Origin of the sequence: Umezawaea tangerina, assembly GCF_003002815.1 — a bacterium.
GTDB lineage: Bacteria > Actinomycetota > Actinomycetes > Mycobacteriales > Pseudonocardiaceae > Umezawaea > Umezawaea tangerina.
In genome coordinates, this window is sequence record NZ_PVTF01000011.1 from 1 (window position 1) to 23,485 (window position 23,485).

18 protein-coding genes and 1 pseudogene are annotated in these 23,485 nt (G+C 74.0%); 16 read left to right on the top strand and 3 right to left on the bottom strand.

From position 1 onward, the window contains the following. The 13 genes and pseudogenes from CLV43_RS32325 to CLV43_RS32380 form a co-directional block, all read left to right on the top strand. On the top strand, window positions 1-855 hold an 855-nt coding region (locus CLV43_RS32325; RefSeq protein WP_146174980.1), incomplete at its 5' end, for an alpha-amylase family glycosyl hydrolase. Then, the gene (locus CLV43_RS32330; protein WP_106191990.1) at window positions 852-2,240 is read left to right on the top strand and encodes a maltokinase N-terminal cap-like domain-containing protein; all 1,389 of its coding nucleotides are present in this window, start codon (window positions 852-854) and stop codon (window positions 2,238-2,240) included. The genes CLV43_RS32325 and CLV43_RS32330, both read left to right, overlap by 4 nt. Further along, window positions 2,218-4,398, top strand: a complete 2,181-nt coding sequence (gene glgB / locus CLV43_RS32335) for a 1,4-alpha-glucan branching protein GlgB (RefSeq protein WP_106192454.1) — start codon at window positions 2,218-2,220, stop codon at window positions 4,396-4,398. Before CLV43_RS32330 ends, glgB begins: the two co-directional genes overlap by 23 nt. A gap of 127 nt (window positions 4,399-4,525) precedes the next feature. Beyond that, window positions 4,526-5,350: a type 1 glutamine amidotransferase domain-containing protein gene (locus CLV43_RS32340; protein ID WP_106191992.1), complete on the top strand. Its 825-nt coding sequence runs from the start codon at window positions 4,526-4,528 to the stop codon at window positions 5,348-5,350. 35 nt (window positions 5,351-5,385) lie between these two features. Further along, window positions 5,386-6,993 carry a thiamine pyrophosphate-binding protein gene (locus CLV43_RS32345; RefSeq protein WP_106191994.1) on the top strand — a complete coding sequence of 536 codons (1,608 nt, stop codon included), beginning with the start codon at window positions 5,386-5,388 and terminating at the stop codon, window positions 6,991-6,993. Window positions 6,994-7,002: 9 nt separating this feature from the next. Next, complete coding sequence (locus CLV43_RS32350; protein WP_245887144.1) at window positions 7,003-7,671, top strand: DJ-1/PfpI family protein; 669 nt, start codon at window positions 7,003-7,005, stop codon at window positions 7,669-7,671. Next, window positions 7,661-9,481: an AGE family epimerase/isomerase gene (locus tag CLV43_RS32355; RefSeq protein WP_211304660.1), complete on the top strand. Its 1,821-nt coding sequence runs from the start codon at window positions 7,661-7,663 to the stop codon at window positions 9,479-9,481. Before CLV43_RS32350 ends, CLV43_RS32355 begins: the two co-directional genes overlap by 11 nt. Before the next feature lie 33 nt (window positions 9,482-9,514). Further along, on the top strand, window positions 9,515-9,853 hold the full coding sequence (locus tag CLV43_RS32360) for an STAS domain-containing protein (RefSeq protein WP_106192460.1): 339 nt from the start codon (window positions 9,515-9,517) through the stop codon (window positions 9,851-9,853). Next, window positions 9,850-10,668: pseudogene (locus CLV43_RS50580) on the top strand (alpha-amylase family glycosyl hydrolase); the annotation flags it as partial. The gene CLV43_RS32360 and the pseudogene CLV43_RS50580, both read left to right, overlap by 4 nt. A 118-nt stretch (window positions 10,669-10,786) precedes the next feature. Further along, window positions 10,787-11,920 carry a hypothetical protein gene (locus tag CLV43_RS48695; RefSeq protein WP_245887146.1) on the top strand — a complete coding sequence of 378 codons (1,134 nt, stop codon included), beginning with the start codon at window positions 10,787-10,789 and terminating at the stop codon, window positions 11,918-11,920. Further along, a complete protein-coding gene (locus CLV43_RS49600; RefSeq protein ID WP_106191995.1) occupies window positions 11,917-12,237 on the top strand; it encodes an STAS domain-containing protein in 321 nt (106 codons plus the stop codon). Before CLV43_RS48695 ends, CLV43_RS49600 begins: the two co-directional genes overlap by 4 nt. After that, window positions 12,234-12,656, top strand: a complete 423-nt coding sequence (locus CLV43_RS32375; protein WP_211304661.1) for an ATP-binding protein — start codon at window positions 12,234-12,236, stop codon at window positions 12,654-12,656. The genes CLV43_RS49600 and CLV43_RS32375 overlap by 4 nt, the downstream gene beginning before the upstream one ends. 2 nt (window positions 12,657-12,658) lie before the next feature. Further along, complete coding sequence (locus tag CLV43_RS32380) at window positions 12,659-13,882, top strand: PP2C family protein-serine/threonine phosphatase (protein WP_146174981.1); 1,224 nt, start codon at window positions 12,659-12,661, stop codon at window positions 13,880-13,882. Here the strand turns inward: CLV43_RS32380 and CLV43_RS32385 are convergent. The 3 genes from CLV43_RS32385 to CLV43_RS32395 form a co-directional block, all read right to left on the bottom strand. Next, on the bottom strand, window positions 13,851-17,546 hold the full coding sequence (locus CLV43_RS32385) for a type I polyketide synthase (protein WP_106191999.1): 3,696 nt from the start codon (window positions 17,544-17,546) through the stop codon (window positions 13,851-13,853). The genes CLV43_RS32380 and CLV43_RS32385 overlap by 32 nt on opposite strands. Before the next feature lie 269 nt (window positions 17,547-17,815). Continuing rightward, window positions 17,816-18,628, bottom strand: a complete 813-nt coding sequence (locus CLV43_RS32390) for a helix-turn-helix transcriptional regulator (protein ID WP_106192001.1) — start codon at window positions 18,626-18,628, stop codon at window positions 17,816-17,818. Window positions 18,629-18,754: 126 nt separating this feature from the next. Further along, window positions 18,755-20,212, bottom strand: a complete 1,458-nt coding sequence (locus CLV43_RS32395; RefSeq protein ID WP_106192002.1) for a hypothetical protein — start codon at window positions 20,210-20,212, stop codon at window positions 18,755-18,757. A 435-nt stretch (window positions 20,213-20,647) separates the two neighbouring features. Here CLV43_RS32395 and CLV43_RS32400 point away from each other — a divergent pair, with 435 nt between their 5' ends. The 3 genes from CLV43_RS32400 to CLV43_RS32410 are packed head-to-tail and all read left to right on the top strand — an operon-like array spanning window position 20,648 to window position 23,432. After that, window positions 20,648-21,064, top strand: coding sequence for a nuclear transport factor 2 family protein (locus tag CLV43_RS32400; protein ID WP_106192004.1), 417 nt, complete (start codon window positions 20,648-20,650; stop codon window positions 21,062-21,064). Beyond that, window positions 21,064-22,626, top strand: coding sequence for a GMC family oxidoreductase (locus CLV43_RS32405; RefSeq protein WP_106192006.1), 1,563 nt, complete (start codon window positions 21,064-21,066; stop codon window positions 22,624-22,626). The genes CLV43_RS32400 and CLV43_RS32405 overlap by 1 nt, the downstream gene beginning before the upstream one ends. Further along, a complete protein-coding gene (locus CLV43_RS32410; protein WP_106192007.1) occupies window positions 22,623-23,432 on the top strand; it encodes an ester cyclase in 810 nt (269 codons plus the stop codon). Before CLV43_RS32405 ends, CLV43_RS32410 begins: the two co-directional genes overlap by 4 nt. Window positions 23,433-23,485: the final 53 nt, after the last annotated feature.

Below are 23,485 nucleotides of genomic sequence, written 5' to 3' on the forward strand. Positions count from 1 at the left end.
CCGCGGATCTTCATGGCGGTGCGGCGGGAGTCGCGGTTCCCGATCTCGGAGATCCTGGCGCAGACGCCGGAGATCCCGACCGGTACGCAGTGGGGGATCTTCCTGCGCAACCACGACGAGCTCACGCTCGAGATGGTCACGGACGAAGAGCGCGACTACATGTACACCGAGTACGCCAAGGACCCGCGGATGAAGGCCAACATCGGCATCCGCCGCCGGTTGGCCCCGTTGCTGGAGAACGACCGCAACCAGCAGGAGCTGTTCACGGCGATGCTGCTGTCGCTGCCGGGTTCGCCCGTCCTGTATTACGGCGACGAGATCGGCATGGGCGACAACATCTGGCTGGGCGACCGCGACGCGGTGCGCACGCCGATGCAGTGGACCCCCGACCGCAACGCCGGCTTCTCGACCGGGGATCCGGGGCGCGTCTACCTGCCCGCCATCTCCGACGCCGTGTACGGCTACCAGGCGGTCAACGTCGAGGCGCAGCAGCACAACGAGTCGTCGCTGCTGAACTGGACCCGCCGGATGCTGCACGTCCGGTCCCGGCACCCCGCCTTCGGGCACGGCACCTACACGGAGGTGGACGCCTCCAACCCCAGCGTGCTCGCGTTCCTGAGGCGTCGCGACGCCTCCGACGGCCACCCCGAGGAGGACGCCGTGATGTGCGTGTTCAACCTGTCCCGCTTCCCGCAGCCGGTGGAGCTCGACCTGTCGGGCCACCTCGGGGCGGAGCTGGTCGAGCTGACCGGAGGGGTGCCCTTCGGCCGGGTCGACCGGCCGGAGCACCCGGTGACCCTCGCCGGACACGGGTTCCTGTGGCTCGGTGTCGTCGCGCCGGGCGGTGGGTCGTGACCGGGCCGGGTCTGACCGACGCGCTGGCCGCGTGGTTGCCGCGCCAGCGCTGGTACGGAGGTCGGGGGACCACCACCACCGGTGTCGACGTCGAGCGCGTGGTCGAGCTGGCGGACGACCTCGGCCGCGGTGGCGTCCGCGCGGTGCTGCTCGTGGTCCGCGCCCACCTCTCCACCGGCGAGTCCCACCTCTACCAGGTGCCGCTGGCCGTGCGCGCCACGATGCCGTCCGGTGTGGACGGTGGTCCGATCGCGCGCCGGGACGGGCTGGTGCTCTACGACGCGACCTCCGACCCGGAGGCGATGGCGCTGCTGCTCGGCGTGATCGCCCGCGGCGGCGACCGCTCCGGGGTGGAGTCGACCGCGGACGACCCGGACGAGCTGCGGGCGGCCGTCCGCGCCGGGGTGCCCGCGCGACGGCTGCGCGGCGAGCAGTCCAACACCTCCGTGGTGTTCGGCGACCGGGTGATCGTGAAGCTGTTCCGCAGGCTGGCCACCGGCACCAACCCGGACCTGGAGGTGCACCGGGCGCTGCGCCCGTACGGGCTGCCGCACGTCGCCGCGCTGCTGGGATCGGTGGCCACGACCCTCGACGGGGAGCCGGTGACCCTGGCGCTGGCGCAGCGGTTCGTGCCGGGCGCGGTGGACGGCTGGGAGTTGGCGACCGCTGCCGCCCGCGCCCCGGCGGGCCAGGACCTGCTGCCCGAGGACGACCTGCGCGCGTTGGGGATCGCGGTGGCCGAGGTGCACCACGCGCTGGGCCGCGCGTTCGGCACCTCGGCGCTCACCGGTCCGCTGCTGGCGGACGCACGCGACACGATGCTGACCCGGCTCGACGGCGCGGTCGTGGCCGCGCCGGTGCTGGAGCCGTACGCGGACGAGGTGCGCGGCGCGTTCGCCGGGCTGACCGGGGTCCCGCCCGGCGAGCACGTGCAGCGCGTGCACGGGGACCTGCACCTCGGCCAGGTGCTGCGCACGGCCGACGGCTGGAAGGTGATCGACTTCGAGGGCGAGCCGTCGGCGCCGATCGCCCGCCGGGTCGTGGCGGACTCCCCGTTGCGCGACGTCGCCGGGATGCTGCGGTCGTTCGACTACGCGGCCGCCCAGGTCGAGCTGTCCTGCGGCTCCTACGGCGAGGTGGTGGCCGCCCGGCGCTGGGCGGAACGCGCCAAGGCGGCGTTCCTGGCCGGGTACGGCGCCGCGACCGGCACCGACCTCTCGGGCCGCGCGGAGCTGTTGCGCGCCTGGGAACTGGACAAGGCGGTGTACGAGGTGGTCTACGAGACGCGCCACCGGCCAGGCTGGGCGCGGATCCCGTTGCGGGCAGTCGCCGGTGCCGGTGCCGCGCGGGGAGGTGGCGGCCATGGGTTCCACGACGCGCGGTGACCACGGCGCCCCCGCGGCGGCTCGGGCGCTGCTGGACGGCGAGCACCCCGACCCGCACGCCGTCCTGGGTCCGCACCGGGACGGCGACGCGGTCGTGGTGCGGGTGCTGCGGCCCGGCGCGGACGCCGTCGACGTGCTGCTGCCCGACGGCACCGCGGTCCCGCTGGCGGCCGCGCACCCCGGCGGCCTGTTCTCGGCCCGGTTACCCGGCCCACCCGGCCGCTACCGGCTGATCGTGCGCACCGGCGACCGCGTCGAGGTCGTCGACGACGGCTACCGCCTGCCGCCGGTGCTGGAGCGGTCGGACCGGAGGTCGATCGCCGAGGGTTCCCACCGGCACCTCTGGCGGGTGTTGGGTGCCCACCGGCGCACCCGTGTCGGCGACGAGGACGTGGCCGGGGTGGCGTTCGCGGTGTGGGCGCCGAACGCGCGGGGCGTCCGGGTGCGCGGCGACTTCGACGGCTGGGACGGCCGCGCGAACCCGATGCGGCTGCTGGCCGACTGCGGCGTGTGGGAGCTGTTCGTGCCCGGTGTGGCCGACGGCGCCCGCTACCGGTTCGACGTGCTCGGCGCGGACGGGCGGTGGCGGGAGAAAGCGGACCCGGCTGCGTCGGCGGCCGAGTGCCCGCCCGCCAACGCCTCCGTCGTGCACACCACCGGCCACACCTGGCGCGACGGCGGGTGGCTCGCCCGCCGCGCCGCCGCGGACTGGGCCGCCGAGCCGTTGAGCGCCTACGAGGTCCACCTCGGTTCTTGGACGTCCACATCGGACACCTCAGGTGGCTGGCCGGACTACCGGACGCTGGCGCACGCGCTGGCGGACCACGTCACGGCGCTGGGCTTCACCCACGTGGAGCTGATGCCGGTCGCCGAGCACCCGTTCAGCGGCTCGTGGGGCTACCAGGTGACCTCGCACTTCGCGCCGACCGCGAGGTTCGGCGACCCGGACGGCTTCCGCTACCTGGTCGACCACCTGCACCGGCGGGGGATCGGGGTGCTGCTGGACTTCGTGCCCGCGCACTTCCCGCGCGACGACTGGGCGCTGGCCCGCTTCGACGGGACCGCGCTCTACGAGCACCCCGATCCGCGCCGCGGCGAGCACCCGGACTGGGGCACGCTGGTGTTCGACTTCGGGCGGCCGCAGGTGCGCGACTTCCTGGTGTCCGCCGCGCTGCACTGGATCGAGGAGTTCCACGTCGACGGGCTGCGGGTGGACGCGGTGTCGTCGATGCTCTACCTGGACTACTCCCGAGGCGAGGGCCAGTGGCTGCCCAACGAGCACGGCGGGCGGGAGAACCTGGAGGCGGTCGCCCTGCTGCGGGAGCTGACCGCGGCCGTGCACCGCGAGCACCCCGGCGTGCTGGTCGTGGCCGAGGAGTCCACGGCGTGGCCGGGCGTGACCTCCGCCGACGGGCTCGGGTTCGACCTGAAGTGGAACATGGGCTGGATGCACGACGTGCTCGACCACGTCTCGCACGACCCGGAGGACCGGCCCGCGGTGCACGACCGGCTCGCGTTCTCGTTCTCCTACGCGTGGAGCGAGCGGTACGTGCTGCCGCTGTCGCACGACGAGGTGGTGCACGGCAAGGGTTCCCTGTGGGCCCGCACCCCCGGCGACGGGCCCGCGAAGGCCGCGGGGCTGCGGCTGCTGCTGGCCCACGCCTGGGCGCACCCCGGCAAGCAGCTGCTGTTCATGGGCGGTGAGTTCGGCCAGCCGGGGGAGTGGGACGCCGACGGCCACCCGCCGTGGCACCTGCTGGACGAGCCACCGCACCGGGACGTGGCGCGCCTGGTGGCGCGGCTCAACGAGCTGCACCGCGCGCTCCCGGCGCTGCACGCGCTGGACCACTCGCCCGACGGGTTCCGCTGGGTCAGCGGCGACGCCGACGGCGGGGTGCTGGCGTTCCTGCGGCTGGACGGGGCGGGTCAGGTGCTGCTGTGCGCGGAGAACTTCTCCGCCACCGGCCACCGGGGCTACCGCGTCGGCGTGCCCGAACCCGGCCCGTGGTCGGTCGTGCTGGACACCGAGGACCTCGACCGCCGCGACATCGCGGTCGCACGGCCCGTGCCGTGGCACGGCATGCCCGCGTCCGTCGAGCTCGACCTCGCGCCGTCGTCGGCGCTGTGGCTGCGACCGGCCGGAGTGCGCCGCAGGTGACGCAGTACCGGCGCCGGTGCTGCGTTTCGTTGTGGCACAACGGTTGCCCGGGTTGAATCGGAGTCGCGGCCGGGAACAAGTCCTCTTCGGACGGAGCGACCGGACCGCGAGCAGAGGAGGAGAAGCGATGTCCCGCAAGATTCTGACCGTCCTCTCGGAGTACGGCTACTGGGGCGAGGAGCTGCTCGGCCCGTTGGTCGCCTTCGACGAGCAGGGCTACGAGACGGTCTTCGCCACGCCCAACGGCAAGCGCCCCCAGGCGCTGCCGCCGAGCCTGGACCCCGGCTACGTCGACCCGCCGCTGGGCCGGTCGGTCACCACGCCGGAGGTCGCCGTCGCGGCCCGCGAGCTGGACAAGTCCGCGCGCCTGGACAACCCGGTCAGCCTGGCCGAGTGGATCCCCGAGCGGCCCTACGACAGCGAGCCCAACCCGCTGCGCCTCATGGAGGCCTACTACCGCGAGCTGGCCGAGCTGGAGGGCGACGTCGAGCAGTACGACGCCCTCGTGATCGTCGGCGGCAGCGGCCCGATCGTCGACCTCGCCAACAACGGGCGGCTGCACGAGCTGGTGCTCGCGTTCGTCCGCGCCGACAAGCCGGTCCTCGGCCTGTGCTACGGCGTCGCCACCCTGGCGTTCGCCCGCGACTGGGACGACCGCGCGAGCATCATCTGGGGCAAGCACGTCACGGGCCACTGCAAGGAGTACGACTACAAGGACGGCACCGGCTTCATCGGCGTGGACTTCAACATGGGGCCGCCGCCGTACCCGCTGGAGTACATCCTGCGCGACGCCACCGGCCCCGACGGCCGCTTCCACGGCAACGTCGGCAAGGAGACCTCGGTGATCGTCGACTACCCGTTCGTCACCGCCCGGTCCACTCCGGACTCCTTCCTCGGCGGGCGCAAGCTCGTCGAGACCCTGGAAAGCGGTCTGCGCCGCTTCGGCTGGTAACCGCACACCCCGACGAACCGAGTGGAGGAGGAACGATGGGCGAGCGACCAGGCAAGATCGCGATCTTCGAGCAGTTCGCGGCCGACGGCATGACGACGATGTTCGGCAACCCCGGCACCGTCGAGCAGGGGTTCCTGGACGTGCTCGAGCAGCTGCCCGGCTTCGACTACGTGCTGGCGCTGCAGGAGACCGTGGCCGTGGGCATCGCCGACGGCTACGCCAGGGCCACCGCCGGTCCGGCGCTCGTCCAACTCCACACCGGGGTCGGGTTGGGCAACGCGATCGGCATGCTCTACCAGGCCAAGCGGGGGCACTCGCCGCTCGTGGTGATCGCAGGCGACGCCGGTGTGCGCTACGACGCGATGGACTCCCAGATGGCCGTGGACCTGGTGGAGATGGCGAAGCCGGTCACCAAGTACGCGACCAGGGTGACGCACCCCGCGTCGCTGCTGCGCGTGCTGCGCCGCGCCGTCAAGACCGCCATGACGGCGCCGCGCGGACCGGTGTTCGTGGCGCTGCCGATGGACGTGCTGGACGAGCTGACGGCCGAACCGGCCGTCGCCAGCACGATCCCGACCCGCGCGGTCCTGCCCGTGGGGGAGGAGCTGGACCGCGCGGTGGCCGCCCTGCGCGGCGCGGCGAACCCGATCGTCCTGATGGGCGACGGGGTCGCCGTGTCCGGCGCGCAGGCCGAGCTCGCCAGGGTCGCCGAGCTGCTCGGCGCGCCCGTGTGGGGGCTCGACAACTCCGAGCTCAACATGGACTCGGCGCACCCGCTCTACCGCGGGCAGCTGGGCCACATGTTCGGCGAGGTCAGCGCCCGCGCCGTCGCGGACGCGGACGCGGTGCTGGTGGTGGGCACCTACACCTTCCCCGAGGTGTTCCCGTCACTGGCGTCCCCGTTCCGCGACGGCGCGCGTGTCGTGCACGTCGACCTGGACGACTGGGAGATCGCCAAGAACTTCCCGGTCGACGTGGCGCTGGTGGCCGACCCGAGGCCGACGCTGGCCGCGCTGGCCGACCGGCTCGTCGAGGCGGGTGCCGTCTCCACCACCGCGCCCACCACGTGGACGCGGCCCGAGGTCGGGGCGGACAGCCCGTTGATCGAGGTGTTCGCCGCGGAGCTGGCCGCGCGGGCCGGTGACGGGCTGGTCGTGTTCGACGAGGCGCTCACCGCGTCGCCCGGACTGGTCAAGCACCTGCCTCCCCGGCAGCCGGGCGACTACTTCCTCACCCGCGGCGGGTCGCTGGGGGTCGGCATCCCCGGTGCCATCGGCGTGAAGCTCGCCCGACCGGAGGCGGAGGTCGTCGGCTTCACCGGCGACGGCGGCAGCATGTACACGATCCAGGCGCTGTGGACGGCCGCCCGCTACGACGTCGGCGCGAAGTTCGTCATCTGCAACAACCACCGCTACGAGCTGCTCGACCTGAACATCGAGCAGTACTGGCGGGAGCGCGGCGTCGACCCGCACCCGCACCCCGACGGCTTCGACCTCGGCCGCCCCGACATCGGTTTCGCGGAGCTCGCGCGCGGCCTCGGCGTCGAGTCGGTCCGGGTGGAGAAGCCCGAAGAGGTGCCCGCGGCCGTGCGCCGGATGCTCGCCCACGACGGCCCGTTCCTCGTCGACCTCGTGACGGCGTAGGGGCTCGCCGTGGCCAACGAGATGATCACGCTGCCCGACGGGCGGCTGCACGGCAGGAAGGTCGCGATCCTCATGGAGACCGACTACGTCGAGTTCGAGATCGACTACTACCTGCGCCGCTTCGCCGAGGAGGGCGCCACCGTGGAACTGCTGACCAGGCTGTGGGGATCGCCCAGCCTCACGTTCACCGGGCACGAACACCAGGTGCCGATCACCGTGGACGGCGACCTGGAGGCCGTGGACGACGAGCGGCTGCGCTCGTGGGACGCGCTGATCGTGCCCTCGGGCATGGTGTCCGACCGGCTGCGCTACGCCGAGCGGGTCGACCGGATCTCCCCGGCCGCGGAGCTGCTGGGCCGCGCGTTCGCGGAGCCGTCGGTCCTCAAGGGCGTCATCTGCCACGGCATGTGGCTGGTGTCCCCGATCGCCGAGGCCGTGGCGGGGCGCGCGGTGACCTGCCACAACAACCTGATCAGCGACGTGCGGCACATGGGCGCGGTCTACACCGACCAGGACGTCGTCGTGAGCGACGACCTGGTGACCGCGCGCAGCGGCGACCACTGCCACGTGTTCGCCCGCACGCTGGTCGACCTGATGGCGGCTCGCGCGTCCGGTGGGGGCGCCTCGCGCTGGCGGGGCACCACCGGCAGGCTCAGGGGGGTGCGCGGTGGGCGCTGACCGCTGGCCCGACTTCCGCCACTCCGACCTGGTGGCGGGCTACGTCACCGCCCACGACCCGGTGCGGGGCGTGACCGACCTGCGCACCAGCGACGACCGCGCGGTGCGGATGACCTGTTCGCCCGACGTGTCGGCGGAGTTCCTGCGCAACCTGGGCGACCCCTACCGGGATGCCTCGGGCAGGCTGCCCCAGCTGCTGGTGCCGGGGCGGCACGTCCTGGCCCGCGGTGTCGTCACCCCGACGGGCGGGACCTACACGTTCGAGGCGCACCGGCTGGTGTTCCCCACCGACGTGGAGGGGAGGTACGCGTTCGAGGAGGGCGGCTGGTGGACCCGGCAGCTGCGCGAGCTGGCCCGGTTCTACCGCCGCGCCCAGTTCGGCACCGGCCCGGTCGACTTCGCCGACTACCGCACGGTGCTGAGGCTGGGCGGGGACAAGGGCGGGAACCACGTCCAGGAGACCGACACCATCTCCCGGCTCGTCTACGGGATGGCGTCGGCCTACCTGCTCACCGGCGACGAGGACCTGCTCGACGTCGCCGAGCGCGGCACCGACTACCTGCGCGAGCACGCCCGCTTCGCCGACCGCGACCACGACCTCGTGTACTGGTACCACGGGCTGGACGTGCGCGACGGGTCCGAGTCGAAGCTGTTCGCCTCGGAGTTCGGCGACGACCACCTGGCGATCCCGGCCTACGAGCAGATCTACGCGCTCACCGGTCCCACCCAGACCTACCGGGTCACCGGCGATCCTCGCGTGCTGGACGACGTCGACGCCACCTTGCGCCTGTTCTCCCGCTTCTTCCACGACGACGTGCGCGGCGGCTGGTACTCCCACGTGGACCCGGTCACGCTGAGCCCGCACGCGGAGTCGTTGGGGCGCAACAGGTCGCGGAAGAACTGGAACTCCGTCGGCGACCACGCCCCGGCTTACCTGTTCAACATCCTGCTGGCCACCGGCGACCGGCGCCACGCGGCGATGCTGGAGGAGTGCTTCGACCTGATCGTGCGGCACTTCCCCGAGGAGGGCAGTCCGTTCGTCCAGGAGCGCTTCTTCGGCGACTGGAGCCCGGACCGCGCCTGGGGCTGGCAGCAGGACCGGGCGGTGGTGGGGCACAACCTCAAGATCGCCTGGAACCTGACGCGGATGAACGCGTTGCGCCCCAAGGCCTCCTACCGCGCCTTGGCCGACAGGATCGGGCGCACGATGCCCGCGCTGGCGGGTGACGGGCAGCGCGGCGGCTGGTTCGACGTGGTCGACCGGACGCTCGCCGAGGGCGAGACCCACCACCGGCTGGTGTGGCACGACCGCAAGGCGTGGTGGCAGCAGGAGCAGGGCGTGCTGGCCTACCTCGCGCTCGCGGGCAACACCGGCGACGAGTTCTTCCTGCGCCAGGCCAGGGAGTCGGAGGCGTTCTACAACGCCTTCTTCCTCGACCACGACGAGGGCGGCGTGTACTTCAACGTCCTCGCCGACGGGACGCCGTACCTGCTGGGCACCGAACGGCTCAAGGGCAGCCACTCCATGTCGCTCTACCACGCGGCGGAGCTGTGCCTGCTGGCCGCCGTGTACGACCGGCTGCTGGTGCGCGGCGAACCGCTGGAGCTGTGGTTCCGGCCGCGGCCGGACGCCTTCGCCGACCGGGTCCTGCGGGTGGCGCCGGACGTCCTGCCGCCGGGCCGGGTGCGGCTGGACCAGGTCGAGGTCGACGGCAGCCCGTACCGGGCGTTCGACCCCGGCGCCATGACCGTGGCGCTGCCGGACTCCGAGAAGGACCTGACCGTGCGGGTCAGGCTCCTGCCGGGCTGAGCTCCGGACACCGAACCGACGCGGGGAGTGCACGTGCGCATCGAGAGGTCGACGCGGGGGACCGTCCTGGTCGTCGCGCTGAGGGGTGAGCTGGACGGCGCCGTGGCGTCGGAGGTCCACGACGAGCTGGACGGGCTGGTGGCCGGTGGCGGGGGAGGTGTCGCGCTGGACCTCGGCGGGATGACCTACGTCTCCAGCGCGGGCCTGAGGTTCCTGCTGCTGGTGCACCACCACGCCCGCCGCCGCGGGGTGCGGCTGGCGCTGGCCGGTGTCCGGCCGGACGTCCACGAGGTGATGGCGGCCACCGGGTTCATCGACGCGTTCGTCGTCGCGGACTCCGTGGACGACGCGGTGGAGGCGCTGGTCCGGTGAACGCCCTCCCCGCTCCCACCAGGCCCGGCCTGTCCACCGGCCCCGGTCCCGCGCTGCCCTTCGGGGCGGCGCGGGTGCCCGGTGGCGTCACCTTCTCCGTCCACAGCAGCGGCGCCACCGCCGTCGCGCTGGTGCTGTGGCACCGCGGCGAGCGCGAGCCGTTCGCCGAACTGCCGTTCCCGCCGGAGCAGCGCGTCGGCGGCGTGTACTCCACGACCGTGCTCGGCGTGGACGCCGACGACCTGGAGTACGGCTACCGGGTCGACGGGCCGTGCGACCCCGCGGCGGGGCACCGGTTCGACCCGTCGCGGATCGTCACCGACCCCTACGCCCGCGAACTGGGCGGAGGCGAGGTGTGGGGGCGTCCGCGCGACCACGGCGACCCGCTGCCCTACCGGGCGCGGGTGCCCGACGACCGGTTCGACTGGGAGGACGACCGCCCGCCGCGGCTGGCCATGCGCGACCTGGTGGTCTACGAGGCGCACGTGCGCGGCTACACCCGCCACCGGAGCTCCGGGGTGGCCGAGCCCGGCACGTTCGGCGGGTTCGCGGAGAAGATCCCGCACCTGGTGGGGCTGGGCGTGAACTGCGTCGAGCTGATGCCGGTGTTCGAGTTCGACGAGTGCGACAACGCGGGCCGCCCGCTGCTCAACTGCTGGGGCTACAGCACCGTCGGCTTCTTCGCCCCCAAGGCGTCCTACGCCGGTGCCGCCGGGCCCGTGGTGGCGTTGAAGGACCTGGTGAAGCGCCTGCACCGCAACGGGATCGAGGTCGTGCTCGACGTGGTGTTCAACCACACCGCCGAAGGCGACGAGCGCGGACCGACGATCTCCTTCCGCGGCCTGGACAACCGGTCGTACTACATGCTCACCCCCGGACGGGGACTACCTGAACTTCAGCGGCACCGGGAACACGTTCAACTGCAACGACCCCGTGGCGCGGGCGTTCGTGCTGGACTGCCTGCGGCACTGGGTCACCGAGTACCACGTGGACGGTTTCCGCTTCGACCTCGCCGCCATCCTCGGCCGGGCGCCGGACGGCACGCCGCTGGCCAACCCGCCGCTGCTGGAGGCGATCGCGGCCGACCCGGTGCTGCGCGACGTGCGGCTCATCGCCGAGGCGTGGGACGCCGCCGGGCTCTACCAGGTCGGCAGCTTCCCGCACTACCACCGGTGGTCGGAGTGGAACGGCCCGTACCGCGACGCGGTTCGCCGCTTCCTCAAGGGCGACCCCGGCACCACCGGCGAACTGGCCTCGCGGCTGCTGGGCTCGCCGGACGTCTACGGCCACCGCGGGCCGCTCGCGTCGGTCAACCTGGTCACCGCGCACGACGGCTTCACGCTGCGGGACCTGGTGTCCTACAACCACAAGCACAACGAGGCCAACGGCGAGGACGGCCGCGACGGCACGGACGACGACCACTCGTGGAACTGCGGGCACGAGGGGCCCACCGACGACCCGGCCGTGCTCGCCCTGCGCGACCGGCAGGTCCGCAACGCGCTGGTGCTGCTGCTGACCAGCCGGGGCGTGCCGATGCTGACCGCGGGCGACGAGATGGGCCGCACCCAGCACGGCAACAACAACGCCTACTGCCACGACGAGCTGACCTGGGTCGACTGGCGGCTCGCCGACGAGAACGCGGACCTGGTGGGGTTCACCGCCGCGCTGGTCGCGTTCCGCGCGGCCCACCCGGCGCTGCGCCGCGACCTCCCGGTCACCGACGACCCGGACGGCGGCGTGCGCTGGCACGGCGCGGAACCGGGGCGGCCCGACTGGTCGGTCCACAGTGGACTGCTGGCGTGCGAGCTGCACGACGAGGAGTCCGGCGACGTGGTGTACCTGGCGGCGAACAACCACTGGGAGCCCGTCGCGGTGACCCTGCCCGACTCCCCGGAAGGGCTCGGGTGGGCGCTGTTCGCCGACACCTCCCGGCCCTCGCCGCACGAGGTGTGCGCGCCGGGGGAACACCTGCCCGACGGGACCCGTCTGGAGCTGGGACCCCGTTCGACCCTGCTGCTCACCGCGCGAGCGGTGACGGCGACCACCGACCGACGAGGTGCGAGATGACACTGGACACGAGGACCACCGTGCGCGCGCGGACCGCGACGATCACCCTGACCGGTGACGTCGACGCCGCTTCCGCGTCCGTGCTGGACGAGGCCATCGCGGCCGCCGCGGTCAGCTCTCCGCGGCGGCTCGTGCTCGACCTGAACGCCGTGGACTACCTGTCCTCCGCGGGCCTGCGCTGCCTGGTGTTCGCGCACCAGCGGCTGGGCCGCGGGGTGGAGATCGTGCTCGCCGGGGCGCACCCCGACGTGGCGGAGACGGTGCGGCTGGCCGGTTTCGACCGGGTGGCGACCATCGAGGACCAGGTCGGCGGGTGACCGCGCACCGGTTGGTGGTCGACGGCCTCGGCGCGCCCTCGCGGCTGGTGGCGGGGTTCGTCAGCGCGCTGGCGGCGTGCGCCGGGCTGCCGCCGCGGCAGGCGTACCGGCTGCGGCTGGCCACCGACGAGATCACCACGAACATCGCCGTCCACGGCTACCGCGACCGCGGCGGTCCGGTCGACCTGCGGGGCCGGGTCGAACCGGAGGTGGTGCGCGTGTGCATCGAGGACGAGGCGCCGCCGTTCGACCCGACCGGCCACGACCCGGCGCCGCGCGTCGCCGCGGGGCCGACCGCCGTCCTCGGCGGGTACGGGCTGTTCCTGGCGCTGCGCAGCGTCGACCACTTCGCCTACGTCCACGTCGGCGGCCGCAACCGGACCACGCTGTGCGTGCTTCGGTGCGCGGCGGGTGGGTAGCCGTGGCCGTCACCAGGGCCATGCTCGTGGCCGAGACCGCCGCGCACGCCGACGAGCTGCACCGGGCGCTGACCGCGAGCGGGTTCGACGTGCGGCGGGCCAGGCCCGCGGAGCTGGCCGACCGGCCGGCGCTGCTGGACGAGCCCGACGTGGTGCTGGTCTCCGCGGCGCTGGGCCTGCAACGGGTCGCGCTGCTCGGCCAGCGGTTCGCGGGCGCGGACAAGCACCCCGCGGTGCTGGTGTTCCCCGAGGACGACCCCGGCGCGCTGGAGGCGTGCGTGCGCGGCGGGTTCGACTACGTGACACCGCCCTACCTGCCGGGGCTGCTGCGCGGCAGGCTGGTCTCCAGCCACGAACGCGGCCAGCTCGTGGGCGCGGTGGAGGCGATGGCCACGATGGCGAGCCTGCACGCCTACGAGCGGGACCTCGGCATCGCCCGCGAGATCCAGGCCGGGTTCCTCCCCGAGCACCTGTCGGTCCCCGACGGCTGGGAGTTCGACTTCCGGTTCCGGCCCGCCCGGCACGTCGCGGGCGACTTCTACGACGTGTTCGAGATGGTCAACGGCCGCAGGCTCGGCTTCGTCGTGGCGGACGTGTGCGACAAGGGCGTCAGCGCCGCGCTGTTCATGGCGCTCATCAGGACCCTGTTGCGGCACACCGCGGACAACACCAGCGCGTGGAACCTGATGGACGCGGCGCCGGGCCCGCTGGCGCCGGGCGGCGGCTCGCTGCCGCCCGCGCTGGGGCTGGGCGCCGGTCCGCTGGTGCAGTCCGTGGTCAGCACCAACCGCTACCTGGCCCGCAACCACCTGCGGCAGGGCTACTTCGTCACGCTGTTCTTCGGCGTGCTGGACCCGGTGTCCGGATCCCTGCTCTACATCAACGGCGGGCACAACCCACCGCTGCTGCTGCGCGGGACCGGGGAGCGCGTACCGCTGCGCCCCACCGGTCCCGCGGTCGGCATGGCCGCCGACAGCGTCTACTCCCTCGGCCACGCCAGGCTGGACCCCGGCGACACCCTGTTCGCCTACACCGACGGCGTGGTCGACGCCCGGTCGCCGGGAGGCGCGCCCTTCGGCACCTCCCGGCTGCACGACCTGCTCGCCCCGCACCCGCCCAGCGGCCGGGAACTGCTGGAGGCGGTGGACCGCGCGCTGGCCGACCACGTGGGCGCGACCGAGCAGTTCGACGACATCACCATGCTGGCGCTGCGGAGGGCGGGGTGAGGACCGCGCCCTCCGCGAGGTCGGCGACCAGGTCGGCCAGCGTCCTGCCGCCCAGCAGCAGCCGCACCGGCAGGTGCACGCCGAACTCGCGGGCGATGCCGCCGCGCAGGCCGACCGCGCGCAGCGAGTCCACCCCCAGCAGCGGCAGCGGGACATCGGCGTCCAGCGCGTCGTCGGGCACGTTCAGCGCCCGCGCGACCAGCGCCCGCACCCGCCGCCGCACGTCGGCGGGCGCCACCGCCGGAGGGGGCGCGACGACCACCCGTTCGACGCCCCGGTGCGCGGTCCCGCCCAGCCGCAGCCCGCGCAACTCGGCCACGGTGCGGTGCGCGGCGTCCGCCAGCACCACCTCGCCGACCACCGCGCCGCCGCGGGGATCCGCGTCGAGCAGCCGCGCGTGCACCCACACCGCCGTGCGGAGGTCGCCGCGCACCCGGACCTCGGCCACCCGCGCGGCGGTCGCGCGACCGGCGACCGCCCAGCCCGCGGGCAGCGCGGCCGCGAGCGCCCGCGCGCAGCAGGCCAGCGGTGACGCGCCGACCGCCGCGGGCAGCGCGCCGACCGCCTCGCCGTCCCGCCGCCACAGCCCGGTGAACCCGGCGGCCCGGTCGTCGAGCACCTCCTCGGCGCACCACCGGCGCACCAACGACGGCGAGAACGGCGGCAGCGGCGGTTCGCCGTTGCCGGCGCGCAGCACACCGCGCGCCCGGCCGCGCCACCCCGCCACACCCGCGGCGCCGTCCGTGCGCACCCGCACGTCGAACACCCAGCCCGCGCCCGCCGGGGTCAGCACCGCCCGCACGGCCCGGTCCCCGTCCGGCGGCTCGTCGGTGACGACGTCCTCCAGCAGCACGTCCGCCCCCGCGACGAGACCGGCCGCGGCCGTGATCACCGGTGCCAGGAACGACAACCCGGAGCGCGGTGCGCCGGCGTCGAGGGCGTCGTCGGCCGTCAACACCTCCGCGTCGTCCTCCGCCTCCCGCGCCGAGGGCGGCAACGGCACCCCGGCCCCGGTGGGCCCGACCCAGTGGCTCTCGCGCTGCCACGGGTAGCCGGGCAGCCCCCGGACCGCGTCACCGGGTCGCGGTCGCCAGTCCGGTGTCACGCCGTGGGCGTAGGCGGCGGCGACCCCGGCGGCCAACGACGTCCGCTCGTCGGCCTCGCGGGTCAGCGTGCCGACCACCGCGACGTCCGCGCGCGTCCCCTCCACCGCGTCCTCCACGGCGTGCAGCAGCAACGGGTGCGTGCTCACCTCGACGAACAGCACCGGTCCTCCGCCTCGCAGCACGTGCTCCACCGCGTCGGCGAAGCGCACGGGTTCGCGCAGGTTCGCCCACCAGTAGTCGGCGTCCAGCCCGTCGCCCGCGACCTCGCCGGGCACGACCGTCGACACCAGCGGCACCCGGCCGCGCCCCGGTTCGAGATCGCGCAACGCGGCCAGCAGCGGTTCGCGCAGCGGGTCGACGCGCGGCGAGTGCGACGCGTAGCGCACCCGGACCTCGCGGCAGAACACCCCGCGCGCCCGCAGCGGCGCGACAACCCGTTCCAGCGCACCGGGTTCACCAGCCAGCACCGTGGAGTGCGCGCTGTTGACGACGCCGACGGACACCGCGCCGCCCGCGGCCGCCCGTGCCTGCGCCTCGCCGAGCTGCACCGCCACCATCGCGCCGGGCAGCGCGAGGTCGCGCACGAGCGCGCTGCGGCGGCACACCACGGCGGCGCCGTCCCGCAGCGACAGCGCGCCGGTCACGCACGCCGCGGCGATCTCGCCCATGCTGTGCCCCACCACGAGGTCCGGGGTCACCCCGCGGGCCTCCCACGCCGCCGCGAGCGCCACCTGCGCCGCCCACAGCGTCGGCTGGACGACGTCCTCGCCGGACAGTTCCGCACCGGACGAGAGCAGGTCCACAGGGGACCACCCGGTCTCGACGCGGACCGCTTCGTCGCATTCGTCCATGCGCGCCCGGAAAACCGGGTCGTGCTCGAGCAGCGACCGGCACATGCCGGGCCACTGGGAACCCTGGCCGGAGAACACGAACACCACGCGCGGTGCCGGTCCGCTCCGCTCCCCGGTGCGCACCGAGTCGGGCGTCGCGCCGTCGAGGTGGGCGCGCAGGTCCTGCGCGACGCCGCGCGGGTCGTCGCCGACGACGGCCAGCCGGTGGCCGTGGTGCGTGCGCCGGGCGGCGGCGCCGCGGGCGAGCGCGGGCAGGTCCACCGGGCCGTCGAGCAGGCACGCCCACGACCCGACCAGGTCCCGCAGCGCCTTCGGGTCCCGTGCCGAGAGCGGCAGCACGCACGGTCCGACCTCGACGGGGTCGGCGGCGCGGTCCGCGGTCCGGACCTCGCCGAGCACGACGTGCACGTTGGTCGCGGACAGCCCGAACGAGCTCACCCCCGCGACCGCGGGACGTCCGGTGTCCGGCCAGGGACGGCACTCGCGGGTCAGCACCAGCGGGGAGCCGGGCGCGTCGAGCACCGGGTGCGGGCGCTCCACGTGCAGCGTCGCCGGGATCGTCCGGTGGTGCACCGCGAGCGCGGCCTTCACCAGCCCGACCAGACCCGCGGCCGCCTCGGTGTGGCCGACGTTCGACTTCACCGACCCCAGTTCGCACTTCCGGTCGGCGGACCGGCCCTCGCGCAGCACCGCGTCCAGCGCGGTCAACTCCACCTCGTCGCCCTTCGGCGTGCCCGCGCCGTGCGCCTCCACCACGTCGACGTCGCCCGGCGCCACACCCGCGTCGCGGTAGGCGGCGCGCAGCGCCCCGCACTGGCCCGCGACACCGGGCGCCGCCTGGTTGGCACTGGCCGCGCCGTTGTTGGTGGCCGCGCTGCCCAGCACCGCCGCGTACACGCGGTCGTGGTCGCGCACCGCCGCCGACAGCGGCTTGAGCACGACGGTGACCGCGCCCTCGCTGCGCACGTAGCCGTCCACGTCCGCGTCGCCGAACCGGCTGAGCCCGCCGGGGGAGAGGATCTCCGACTCCGACAGGCTGAAGTACAGGTCCGGCGCGAGCAGCAGGTTCACCCCGGACACCACCGCGGCGTCGGTCTGCCCCGACCAGATGTCCCGGCACGCCAGGTGCACGGCGAGCAGCGCGCTCGCGCACGTCGCCTGCACGCCCATGCTGGGGCCGCGCAGGTCCAGCAGCCGCGAGATCCGGCCGGAGGGCAGCCCCCACGACCCGGTGCCCGTCGCGGCGTCCATGTCGTACAGACCCGCGCCGCGCACGGCGTCCCAGTAGTCCGCGGCCAGCGAGCTCGTGTAGACACCGGTCCTGCTGCCCGCGAGCCGTTCCGCGGACAGCCCGGCGTCCTCCAGCGCCTCCCACACGGTCTCCAGCATCAGCCGGTGCTGCGGGTCCAGGCGCAGCGCCTCCTCGGCGCCCATCCCGAAGAACGCCGCGTCGAACCGGTCGACCCCGGAGAGGAATCCCCCGCGCCGGGTGGCGATCCTGCCTGGTTTGCCCGGTAAGGGGTCGAACCACCGGTCCACGTCGAAGCGCTCGGCGGGGATGTCGCCGATCGAGTCCCGACCGGACACCAGCAGGTCCCACAGTTCGGCGGGGCCCCTGGCACCGGGCAGCGCGCACCCGATCCCCACCACCGCCACCGGGTCGCGTGCGTGGTCGTCGGGTCGACTCCGGCGGGTCGAGTCGGTCATGTGCTGTCCTCCTGGGGGCGTGCGGCTCCCCGACGCGCATCGCGAACGGCCCCTGGCGGCGTGCCGCGGCGGGGCCGTTCGCGGGGCGCGGTGGGCGACCGGTCGCGGTGGCGGTGGACGTCGTCGATGACGTCGTGGGTGCGGTTCGGCGCACGCGGACGGGCGTGCGTCCCGGTCCCGGTGCACGGGAGCTGCCCCCGAACAGGCCGTGCGCGGGTGTCCGCACCGAACGTATTCCCACAGCAGGGTTTCCGCACGAGGGGCCGATGTCAACGGCCGCCCGGCGTCCAGTCCTCGGCCAGGTGCAGCACGACGGAGTTCACCGAGTCGGCCATGCGCAGCACCACGAGCTGCATCGACACCACCTCACCGCTCGGCCGCCGCATCCGCCGCGGCCGGGCGTGCTGCTCGCGCACGTCGTGTTCGGACCACCACGACCGGAACTCCGGGCTGCTGGCCTCCAGCAGCGAGGTCAGCTCGTCGAAGCGCCGGTCCCACGGCCTGGCCGCCGCGGCGACCCGGAAGCGCGCCAGCACGTCGCGGGTGTCGTCCTCCCAGTCGACGATCCGCTCGCGCGCCTCCGGCGCGGTGAGCATCCACCACAGGACGTTGCGCCGATCGGCAGGCAGCGCACCGAAATCGGTGTACCACTCGACCGTCGCGGCGTTCCACGCGGTGACGTCGGCGTACACGTTCCCGGCGTACAGCGGGAGTTCCGGGGACCCCATGGCCGCTATCACCTGTCCCATCAGGACTTCGTCCGGGCACACCGGCGCGGTGGGCACCGGTGGCGGGGACTGCCCGGTGGCCAGCACGTGCAGGTAGCGGCGCTCGTCCTCGGTGAGCTTGAGCACCCTGGCCAGGCTCTCCAGCACCTCGGGCGAGGGCCTGATGTCCCGGCCCTGCTCCAGGTACGTGTACCAGGTGGGGCTCAGACCCGCGAGGACGGCGATCTCCTCCCGGCGCAGGCCCGGCGTGCGCCTGCGCGGCCCGAAGGGCAGACCGACGTGCTCCGGCGTGATGCGTTCCCGTCTGCTGCGCAGGAACTGCGCGAGCGCAGCCCTGTTCCGGCTCGCGGCCAATGTCCTACCCCCAGTGTCATCCCGCGACTGACTGCGCCGACGGGCATCATGCGATCGGTGGTGCGCTCGTGGTACCTCCGCTGGAGTCCCTTCCCCGCCGATACCCGCGCCGTCGGCGCGTCCGCCTCACCCCCGGCGCCCCCCTCCGGTCGCCGCGGGGACCGGGGCGTGCGCTCCGATCAACGTCGACAGTGCCACCGCCACGTCCCAACCGCATCCACCGAGCGCGCCGTGGAACTCGCCGGAGATCTGGGTCGCCTCGCTGATCCGGCCGGCCAGCAGCAGCGCGTCGATGAGGCAGCCCGTCGTGAACGGCGCCAGCCACGGCAGGTCGGCGCGCAGCGGCTCCGCGCCGATGATCGCCCGGCGCAGGTGCGGAACCGCCGCCGCCGGGCGGTTCCCGGCCAGTGCCACCGCGCCGGTCGCGGCCCTGGCGAAGACCGACGCCTCCTGGTCGCGCGACACCAGGAGGTCCCGCAGCGCCGCCTCCGCCCGGTCCGCCGCCCCGGTCACGGCCAGCAGCCACGCCCGGTGCGCGGCGGCCCGTTCGCCCAGCGCACCACCGGATCCGACGACGCCCAGCAACAGCGCCTCGGCGTCCGCGATCCGGCCGAGCCCCAGCGCGAGCAGCACCGCGCGGGCCAGCACGAGGTGCGGCGCGCGGCTGTGCCCGGAGCGGTCGTGGTCGAGGCCGTCGAGGAAGTCCAGGCCCCGCCGCGCCTCGCCGCGCAGCAGCAGCAAACCGCTCCACACGTGGGCGATGTCGGCACCCGCGCCGGTGCGCAGCGCCAACGAGCACAACTCGGCGAGCCGGTCGAGCGCCAGGTCCCGCCAGCTCTCGTGCACGGCGTCGAGCAGGTGCCGCGTCCCCGCGGCGCCGAGCAGCAGCGGCGCGTCCGCCGTGTGGTCCAGTCGCCACAGCCCGTCGCGTTCGACCAGGTCGCCCACGAGGTCGTTGCGCACCACCAGGTCGTGCAGCAGGGCGGGGTTGCCGCCGGTGGCCGCGTGCAGCGCCGCGGCCGTCGCGGTGTGGACCCGGCCACCCACGAGACCGCTCAGCAGCGCGGTCGTCTCGGTGCCGGTCAGCGGGCCCAGCGCGATGACCTGCGCGCCGGATTCGTAGCGCAGGCAGTCGATCGCGTCGGGCCCGCGGTGACCCGGCTCCGGCGTGTGCGTGGCCACCAGGACCACGGCCCCGGTGCGCCGGTGCACCTCCCGGATCGCGACCACGGCGGCGTGGTGCGCCAGGTGCGCGTCGTCGAGCACGAGCACCGGCCGACGCCCTCCGGCGCGGTCGACGATGGCTTCGGCAACCCGCAACGTGGCCGTGCCCGAAGCGGGTGATTTGGCCAGTTCGTCCGGCAGGTGGGCCGCCAGCGGCGCGTAGGGCCCGCCGGGGGCGCCGCCGTCCGCCTCCAGCACGACGTCCCGGTCGCGGTCCACCAGTCCGACGGCGTGCCGCAGGAGGCTGCTCCCGCCCGTGCCCGGTCCACCGGTCACGAGCACCGGACCCGGTCCGCCCGCGGCGATCACCGCGCCGATCCGATCCAGCTGCTCCGCCCTGCCCGTGAAGCACCACGTCATGTCGCTCGACCTCCCTCTCACCTCCGGTGCGCTCCGGCGGCGGGAATCCGTTCCACCGTCGCGGGACAACACCTCTGGAGCCACTCTTTCGTCAGCGGCGGACCGCGGCCAACAGGCAGGTAACAGAGTCCTGTCGAGCTTTTCCCGCCGGTCCGCGGGGGCCGGTGGGACTTTCCAAAGTAGCGGCGGGCCGATGATGGCGGGTGGACGAGGACCTTGTGGGCCCAGGTCGGTCAATCGCCTGGTCAAGGCGTCTCGAGTGTAGACGTTCGCGGCCGTTCCGGTCGTCCTCGGGCCAGCCTTCCGCGTTGACGGCCGGTTCCGGGCGCTCTTACGTTGTGAAGGCATCCGGAAAACGCGGATTGCCTTCCCGTCGCCTTTCGAAGACGAATTCACCCATTCACATTCCGTATTGCTACGAACGGAGGCGTGTCCATGAAGGACCAGACCGTGGCCGAATTCGCCGAGCAGTGGTTCGAGGAGCTGAGCGACCGCGCGCCGGTCGACCGGCTCCTGGAGCACGTCACCGACGAGGGCCTGGACATGGCGTTCCCGGAGCGGACGCTGACCGGGCACGAGGACTTCACCGACTGGTACCGGGCGGTCGGCGAGCTGTTCGCCGACCAGACTCACGTGGTCGAGCGGCTGCACGCCGAACCCCGCGGCGACCTCGTCGACGTCGACGTCACCGTCGTCTGGGCGGGCGTGGAGACCGCGGACGACAGCCGGTTCGCCTTCCGGGTGAACCAGAACTGGACGCTGCGCCGCGGACCCGACGGGAAGCTGCGCATCCAGCGCTACCGCGTCGGCGACTTCGTGCCGCTGCCCGCCGTCCCCGCCGGGGACGCCTGATGGCACCGGACGAGCCCGTCGACTACGTCGTCGTCGGCTCCGGCTCGTCGGGCGCGGTGGTCGCCAACCGGCTCAGCGCGGACCCCGACCGCACCGTGCTGCTGCTGGAGGCGGGCGGGCCCGACGACCGGCCCGAGATCCACCGCACCGGCGCGGGCGACGCGCTCGCGCTGCTGACGTCGGAGTGGAGCACGGGGATCGACTGGGGGTACGCCACCGAGCCGCAGAAGGGCCTCGACGGCCGCGTCGTCCCGATCGCCCGCGGCAAGGTGCTCGGCGGCAGCAGCTCGGTGAACGCGCTGATGTGGGTCCGCGGCAACCCGGCCGACTACGACGGTTGGGACACCCCCGGCTGGGCGTTCGACGACGTCCTGCCCTACTTCACCCGCGCCGAGACCTACACCGGGACCGGCTCGGACTCCCCGCTGCGCGGCGGAGGCGGGCCGGTGCGGGTGCGGGGCCTGGACCGGCCCAGCGCCGTGGCGCGCGCCTTCGTCGGCGCGGCGGCGGAACTGGGGTACGGCACCGGGGACGACTTCGACTACAACGGCGCCGAGCAGCGGGGGAACGGGTTCTACTACCAGACCACCCGCACCCCCGAGAACACCCGCAGCAGCACCGCGACCGCCTACCTCGACCCGGTGCGCGACCGGCCGAACCTGCGGATCGAGACCGGGGCGCACGCCACCCGGCTCGTCGTGGACGGCGGACGCGTGGTGGCCGTGGAGTACCTGCGGGACGGTGAGCCCCGGACGGTGCCCGTGCGGCGCGAGGCGGTGCTCAGCGCCGGGGCGTTCGAGAGCCCGAAACTGCTGATGCTGTCCGGGATCGGGCCCGCGGCGCACTTGCGCGAGCACGGCGTCCCGGTCGTGCGCGACCTCCCCGGTGTCGGGCGCAACCTGCAGGACCACGTGTTCGTCCCGCTGTGCCACCAGTCCGCACAGGAGCACCCCGAAGGGGCTTTGATCTCCGAGGCCGGGCTGTTCCCGTCCGAGGAGCTCCAGTTCACCTTCGGGCCCATCAAGTTCCTGCCGCCCACCGCCCCCGCCTCGGCGTGGGAGGGCCCCGGCTACACCTTCGCCCCGATCGTGCTGCTCCCGCGCAGCCGGGGCGAGGTGCTGCTGCGCGGCCCCGACCCGTCGGACAACGCGGTGGTGGACCCCCACTACCTCGACGACGACACCGATCTCGACCTGCTCGTCGACGGGCTGAAGCTGGCCCGCGAGCTCGCCGCCACCCGCGCGTTCGACGACGTGCGCGGCGAGGAGCTGGCTCCCGGTGCGCACGTGCGCGACGACGCGGCGCTGCGCGAGTACGCCAGGGCCAACGCCACCACCCTGTGGCACCCGGTCGGCACCTGCCGGATGGGCGCCACCGAGGACGCGGTGGTGGACGAGCGGCTGCGCGTGCACGGCGTCGACGGGCTCCGCGTCGCCGACGCCTCGATCATGCCGAAGATCGTTTCCGGGAACACCCACGCCGCCTGCGTGATGATCGGCGAGAAGGCGGCGGACCTGATCATCGCGAGCGATCGCGGCCCAACGCCAGGAGGACGACCATGACCAACCCCAGCACGTCCGGCAGCGCCCTCTACAACCGGTTCCTCACCGCCTTCAACGCGGGCGACCTGACCGCGGTGGCCACCGTCATCGCGCCGGACTTCGAGGACCACCACCCCGGCTTCGACATCAGCGGCATCGACTCCTACCTCGCCGCCCTGCGCAACGCCCACGAGACCCTCCAGATCCAGGCCGAGCTGCTGGAGGTCCTGGAGTCCGGCGACCGCGTCGTCACCAGGGTCCGGCTCACCGGCAAGCACGTCGGTCCCGTGCTCGGCGTCGAGCCCACCGGCCGCGACGTGGCGTGGGAGACCACCGAGGTGTGGCGCGTCGCCGACGGCGCGTTCGCCGAGCGGTGGGCGGTGGACGACCTGCTCGGCCTGCGCACGCAGATCTCGCCCGAGGAGGACAACGTCCGGGTCGTGCGGCGGGTCAGCGACGTCGTCAACGCCCGCGACTACGACGCGATGGACGAGCTGTTCTCACCGTCCTTCGTGGACCGCAACCCGGCGTGGAGCGTGGAGAGCCTGGAGGAGCTGAAGGGCATCATCCGGGCCGCTCACGAGGCGCTCGACTTCACCGCGAACCTCGACGCCCTCTACGCCGCCGGTCCGGACCGGGTGAACATGCACATCACCTTCACCGGGCGCCACGTCGGCACGTTCTTCGGCGTCGAGCCGACCGGCAAGGCGGTCGAGTGGACCAGCCTGGAGGTCTACCGCCTGGAGGACAACAAGGTCGTCGAGCGCTGGGTGCAGGCCGACACCGCGGGCCTCATGGCCCAGGTCGGCGTCCCGCTGCCGCAGTAGCCCCCACCCCGGCCGGGAGCGCCCGCTCCCGGCCGGGACCACCAGCAGTGCCA

What these genes read in the sequence shown, in the direction of transcription:
- CLV43_RS32405 (WP_106192006.1), top strand. Translation starts at nt 21,064, where the DNA reads ATGGCACCGGACGAGCCCGTCGACTACGTCGTCGTCGGCTCCGGCTCG.
- CLV43_RS32410 (WP_106192007.1), top strand. Translation starts at nt 22,623, where the DNA reads ATGACCAACCCCAGCACGTCCGGCAGCGCCCTCTACAACCGGTTCCTC.
- CLV43_RS32400 (WP_106192004.1), top strand. Translation starts at nt 20,648, where the DNA reads ATGAAGGACCAGACCGTGGCCGAATTCGCCGAGCAGTGGTTCGAGGAG.
- CLV43_RS32340 (WP_106191992.1), top strand. Translation starts at nt 4,526, where the DNA reads ATGTCCCGCAAGATTCTGACCGTCCTCTCGGAGTACGGCTACTGGGGC.
- CLV43_RS49600 (WP_106191995.1), top strand. Translation starts at nt 11,917, where the DNA reads ATGACACTGGACACGAGGACCACCGTGCGCGCGCGGACCGCGACGATC.
- glgB (WP_106192454.1), top strand. Translation starts at nt 2,218, where the DNA reads ATGGGTTCCACGACGCGCGGTGACCACGGCGCCCCCGCGGCGGCTCGG.
- CLV43_RS32385 (WP_106191999.1), bottom strand. Translation starts at nt 17,546, where the DNA reads ATGACCGACTCGACCCGCCGGAGTCGACCCGACGACCACGCACGCGAC.
- CLV43_RS32345 (WP_106191994.1), top strand. Translation starts at nt 5,386, where the DNA reads ATGGGCGAGCGACCAGGCAAGATCGCGATCTTCGAGCAGTTCGCGGCC.
- CLV43_RS32395 (WP_106192002.1), bottom strand. Translation starts at nt 20,212, where the DNA reads ATGACGTGGTGCTTCACGGGCAGGGCGGAGCAGCTGGATCGGATCGGC.